Raw genomic sequence first — 5,490 nt, 5'->3', positions numbered from 1 at the left:
GTGGGAGGATGGGCGGGTGGAATTGACGGGGACGGTTGTTGAGGGGTTGCGGGCGGCGTTTGCGGCTGCGGACTACACCGTGGAGGGTGTGGCTGAGCGGCTGGGGACGCAGGCGAGCAGCGCGTTGGCGCGGAATGAAACGACGCTGGCGGTACGGCGTACAGCCGGTGGCGACGCGCTCGACACGATGATCCGGTTGTTCCTGCTGCAGCGCTTCGTACCGAATGAGCTTGTAGATAAGGCATTTCCGGGGATCGACCTAGCCCAGCTCGGGATTGTTGCCGACGGGCGGGCAGCGGTTGAAGTGAGGCCGTTTGCTGAGGATGAGCAGCAGTGGTGGGTGATTGCTGACCTCACCCCGGGGCTCGACGGGCGACGGGAGCCGATGCGCGACGACTACGTGCTCGGGATTGCCCCGGCCAGCTTGAGCCTGGTGCAACTGACAGTCCCGATCAAGGCTGAGCGTGCACTCGACATCGGAACCGGCTGCGGCATCCAGTCGCTCCACCTCGCGAGCCGCGTCGACCAGCTCGTCGCGACCGACGTCAACCCGCGCGCGCTCGACCTCGCCAAAGCAACAGCGGCGCTCAACCGGATCGACCTCGACGTCCGTACCGGAAGTCTGTTCGAACCAGTCGCCGGCGAGCGCTTCGACCTCATCATCAGCAACCCGCCGTACGTGATCTCCCCACCGGACTCGCAGCTCACCTACCGCGAGACCAGCTTCGCTGGCGACAGTCTGGTTCAGCAGCTCGTCCAGCAGGCGCCGCAGCACCTCACTGACGGCGGCTGGTGCCAGCTACTCGCTAACTGGACCTGTGTCCGCGGACAGGACTGGCGCGACCGCCTCGCCACTTGGACCGGCGACCGCTCCGCCTGGGCAGTGCAGCGCGAACAGCTCGACCCCTCCGAGTACGTCGAGCTCTGGCTCCGCGACGCCGGTCTCCACGGCACACCGTCGTACCAGAGTAAGTACGACGAGTGGCTGCGCTGGCTGGATGATCAGCAGGTCGAAGCGATCGGCATGGGCTGGATCAGCCTGCACAACGTGCCGGGCGTGCTGGAGGCCGAGGAGTGGCCGTACGAGATCGAGCGTCCGATCGGACCGCACGTGCTGCACCGCTTCGAGCGCCAGGAGGGACTCCCCACCGACCTGACCGGGCTGCACCTGACAGTCGCCGACGACGTGATCCAGGAGACCAGCGGGCAGCCAGGTGCTGAGGACCCAGCGACCATCGTGCTGCGCCGCCAGCGCGGGATGCGGCGGGCTGAGCAGGTCGACACCGTCATGGCCGGCTTCGTCGGTGCGTGTGACGGCGACCTGAGCGTCGGCCAGATCCTCGCTGCGCTCGCGGAACTCCTCGACAGACCGCTGGTCGACGTACTGACTGAGTACCTGCCGCAGGTCCGCCGACTGCTCATCGAGGGCTTCCTCGATTACTGACCGCGCCGCAACCGTTTGTCGGTGTACATGCGCTGGTCAGCAACGGCCAGCAGCTCACTCGTCGGCGTACCGTCCGTGCTGGCCGCCTGCCCGATGCTGAGCCGCAGCATGGCGAACCAGGGCTCCACCCCTGCCGCAGCTACCCGATCCGCGGCTGCCTTGATCCGCTCGACCAGCTCCCGCGCGCCACGCTCGTCCGGGTTGTCCAGTACGACGACGAACTCGTCACCGCCCGCCCGAGCCACCACGTCTTCCGCGCGACTCTGCTCGCGCAGGAGGTGCCCGACGCGTCGCAGGACCTCGTCACCGCACGCATGTCCGTAGCTGTCGTTGATGACCTTCAGGTTGTCCACATCGATCGCAATCACCGCAACCGACCGACCAGCGTCGTGCACAACGGACATGCGCTCATCCAGCGCACGCCGGTTACCCACACCGGTCAGCGGATCCTCCCGTGCGGCTCGCCACTCGGCGTCATGCCGGATTGAGAGCTCATGGTTGGCCAGCGCGCTCCGCACGGCGTACAGGCCGCGAAGTCGCTCGGCCCACCACCCTCTGGAGATCGCCCGCGCGTACTGCAGACCTGTCACTGCTCCGGCATCACCTGCCTCCGCGGAGATCTGCACCGCCGTGTGGCGAACCAGCGCCTCCACTGGCGGATCAGATGTCGGCGGTAGATCGCTCCCGGCCCGCAGTGCGGCCTCGACAGCGTCATCCGGTCGCCCAGCCGTGGCATGCGCGCGAGCCAGGTACGTCCCGGCAATGGCGGCCAGCTCTAGATCTCCTAGCTTGGCCAGCTGATCCCTGCAGTCCTTGAGGATGACGGCCGCTGCACCGGCATCCGTCTCGTCGTTACTGGCCGCCAGCCACATCCGCCCGACAATCGGCCAGTACCCGAGCAGATCCGCCGCCACGATCACATCGACCGCCTCACCAGCCCAGCGGTGCGCGGCTTGTCGCCGTACCCGGATCTCTGCGTCGTACGACGTATCTCCCAGCCGCTCGAGCTCATGCGCCCAACGCAGGTTGGACTCCGCCAGGTTGAGCCGGTTGATCGCCGGCGCCTCGGCCAGTCCAAGCGGGACGTGGTCGCCCTCCGCGGCCAGCTCGAAGTGTGGGATGCACAGCTCGTACAGCCGCAGCAGGTCATAGGCATAGCCGAGCCCGGTATGCGCCCAGCCGGCCAGCCCGAGGTCACGTGTCCGCGAGAGCGCGTTCTCCGCCGCGACCAGATCAGCGACCGAGTCACCGCCCTCGCCGGTCCGGATCAGCGTGACGATCCGAATCGCGATCGCATTCGCTTCCCAACCTGGCTCATCGATCGCCCGGGCCACGCGGATGCAGCCGTCGACCGCATCCAGCGCCTCCACCGCATCGGCCGCGTGATGCGCTGCAACAGCGCGCACGTACTCCGCGGCCGCGCGCTCGTGGCTCGGCTCGGTGCCGAGCTCGACGAGCAAGCGATTGATTTCCAGCCCGGCCTCCGCCGGGTTTCCGGACTGTGCCCGGGTCATCGCCGCCGCGATCCGCGCCGTCACCCCCGACGTCTCGCGCACCGAATCTCCTTCACTGCCTTACTTTGTCGCGCCGCTTGTCGTCGTACAGACGCTGGTCGGCCGTGGCGACCAGCTGATCAACGCCCACACCCTCCGCCGTTGCGGCGTACCCGATACTCAGGCCCAGGTGCCGCAACCACGCCAGGTCCGTCGAGGCCGCGATCGCCGCGACCGCATCCCGGATCCGCATCGCCAGCTGGGCACCGCCCTTGGCATCCGGCTGGTCGAGCACGACGAAGAACTCGTCGCCTCCCGATCGAATCACGGCATCGGTCGCTCGCGCCTGTTCTACCAGCAGATTGGCCACAACCTGCAGCAATTCGTCCCCGCAGGCGTGCCCGTGAGTGTCGTTGACCATCTTGAGGTTGTCGACATCGATCGCCAGCAACGTCACCGCCCGCCCGGAATCACGCGCCGCCGTCAACCGCTCGTCGAGCGCCCGCCGATTCCCGACACCGGTCAGCGGGTCCTGGCGCGCCGCGTGCCACTCCGCATCGTGCCGCGCCGACAGGTCATGGCTGGACAACGCATGCCGTACGGCGTTCAGCGCCCGCTGCCGCTCTTTCCACCAACCGCGCGCGACCGACCGCGCATATTCCAACCCTGCAAGGGCTCCTGGCTCATCGCTGGCCGCCGCGATCTCGGACCGTGTCTGCAGCACCAGCAGATGCGTCGCCGGATCCGCCAACGGAATCAGATCCGCCGCGGCCCGATCAGCCGCCGCCCGCGCCGCGTCCAGATCCCCCTTAGCCGCCAACGCCCGCGCCAGATACGCGCCCGCGATCGCCAGCCGCTCGGTCTCACCCAGCTTGCTGATCTCGTCGCGCAGCTCGGTCAATTCCTCGACCGCCACGGCCGGATCCGTCTCCGTTGCCGCAATCCACAACCGGGCGCTCAACCGCCAAAAGTCCTGGCTCTCGTCCTCGACGATCACCCCGACCGCCTCCCGGGCCCAGTACGCCGCCGAGGCCTGCCGCTCGCGAATCTCCTGACAGTACGACGGATCGCCCAGCCGCTCGAGCTCATGCCCCCAGCGCAGATACGTCTCCGCCAGATTCAACCGGTCGATCGCCGTCGACTCCTTGAGCTCGAACACGTCATCCTCAAGGACAGACGCCCGCTCGTAATGCGGAATGCACAGCTCGAAGAGCCGCAGAACGTCGTACGCATAACCCAACCCGGTATGAGCCCACGCGATCAGACCGGCATCCCGCGTCCGGCTCAGCGCATGCTCAGCCGCGACCAGGTCGTTGACCGTATCGCCGCCCCGCCCGCTCCGCGCCAGATTGATGATCCGGATCGGCAGCGCGTTGGCCTCCCACCCCGGCTCGTCGATCGCCTTGGCGACCGCGATCAGCGCCTCAACCGCCCGCAACGCCTCATCGGCGTCACTCGCGTGATGGGCACTCACGCCACGCACGTACTCAAGCGCCGCCAACTGGTAGCTAGGCGCCGGCCCCAACTCGGCCCGCAGCGCCTCAACCTCAGCCGCAGCGGTCGCATGCCCGCCCGACTGGGCCAGTGTCATGGCAGCAGCGATCCGGGCGGTCAGCTCCCCACCCATCGCCACCTCGCCCATAGCGGCCCATTCTCACCACCTCACCCCACCCGTGTCACGCCCAAATCCAGCCACCTGCCACTTAGTGCCACAAATTCCACACACCGCGTAATAAGTAAGCAAAGAATTTGCCCGTTCTGTCTCAACCGCGGTGCAACACCCGGAACGCGGCCGGATTCCCGGGGTCCAGGTCAGCCACCTGGATCGGCACCCCTGTCCACTGCCAAATGCCGTTCATCCGCTCGAACCCGATGCGCCCGCGAGTTCCTTCCACCACAACACTTTTCCAGCCTGCACCTTGTATACGAAGGAACTCCGCGACCGCGACCATCGCGTCGTACCCCTCAAACCCAACAAACGAAGGCGTCCCACCCAACTCCGCCCGCACCCGCTCGCCCAGCGGACTCAACTCCCCAGGCAAATAACGCAGAAACGGAATCCCGGCCAACCCGGCCCACTCCGGTTGCCCTGCCGGCGCCCCGATCAGCACCCCCGCAAGCCGCACATCCCGCCGTACCGACTCAACAATCGGCACCGGCGCCCCCACCAACAAGATCAGCACCTTCGCACCACAAGCCGCCAACTCGTCACAAACCGCCGCCCGCAACTCAACAACATCCAAGTACTGCCGCAACACCCCAACCCCAGCAGCCCAATAAACACTCGCATCCGCCACCACAGCCACCCGCCGATGCCCCAGGCTCACCAGATACTCCGCAAACACCCGCCACCCCCGAGACTGCACCGGCGCAATCCGAGCCACCCACTCAGTCGGCTCATCCACCAATGAATCCAGCACAGCCGAAGAACACAAGTAGGGCACGCGCAGTTCACTCGCCCGCGCAGCCACAGCCCGAGCCACCACGCTGTGATACTCCCCAACCAGCGCCTCAACCCCCAACCCCACCAACTCATCCACAGCCGCCACACCC

General features: G+C 67.1%; 4 protein-coding genes. 1 reads left to right on the top strand and 3 read right to left on the bottom strand.

Features of this window, described 5'->3' with window-relative positions; genetic code table 11:
* Window positions 1-16: 16 nt before the first annotated feature.
* A complete protein-coding gene (locus tag E1263_RS41765) occupies window positions 17-1,444 on the top strand; it encodes a DUF7059 domain-containing protein (protein WP_132177912.1) in 1,428 nt (475 codons plus the stop codon).
* On the opposite strand, the gene E1263_RS41760 is transcribed toward E1263_RS41765, so the two are convergent.
* The 3 genes from E1263_RS41760 to E1263_RS41750 all read right to left on the bottom strand — a co-directional run.
* Window positions 1,438-3,000: a GGDEF domain-containing protein gene (locus E1263_RS41760; RefSeq protein WP_132177910.1), complete on the bottom strand. Its 1,563-nt coding sequence runs from the start codon at window positions 2,998-3,000 to the stop codon at window positions 1,438-1,440. The genes E1263_RS41765 and E1263_RS41760 overlap by 7 nt on opposite strands.
* A gap of 10 nt (window positions 3,001-3,010) precedes the next feature.
* On the bottom strand, window positions 3,011-4,579 hold the full coding sequence (locus E1263_RS41755) for a GGDEF domain-containing protein (RefSeq protein ID WP_238162052.1): 1,569 nt from the start codon (window positions 4,577-4,579) through the stop codon (window positions 3,011-3,013).
* Window positions 4,580-4,700: 121 nt separating this feature from the next.
* Window positions 4,701-5,490 (bottom strand): ABC transporter substrate-binding protein (locus E1263_RS41750; protein WP_132177908.1); only part of this gene is annotated, 790 nt, incomplete at its 5' end.

Origin of the sequence: Kribbella antibiotica (assembly GCF_004349055.1) — a bacterium.
GTDB classification, from domain to species: Bacteria; Actinomycetota; Actinomycetes; order Propionibacteriales; family Kribbellaceae; genus Kribbella; species Kribbella antibiotica.
Note: the sequence above shows the minus strand (reverse complement) of the source record. Positions and strands in the feature narration are given on the sequence as shown.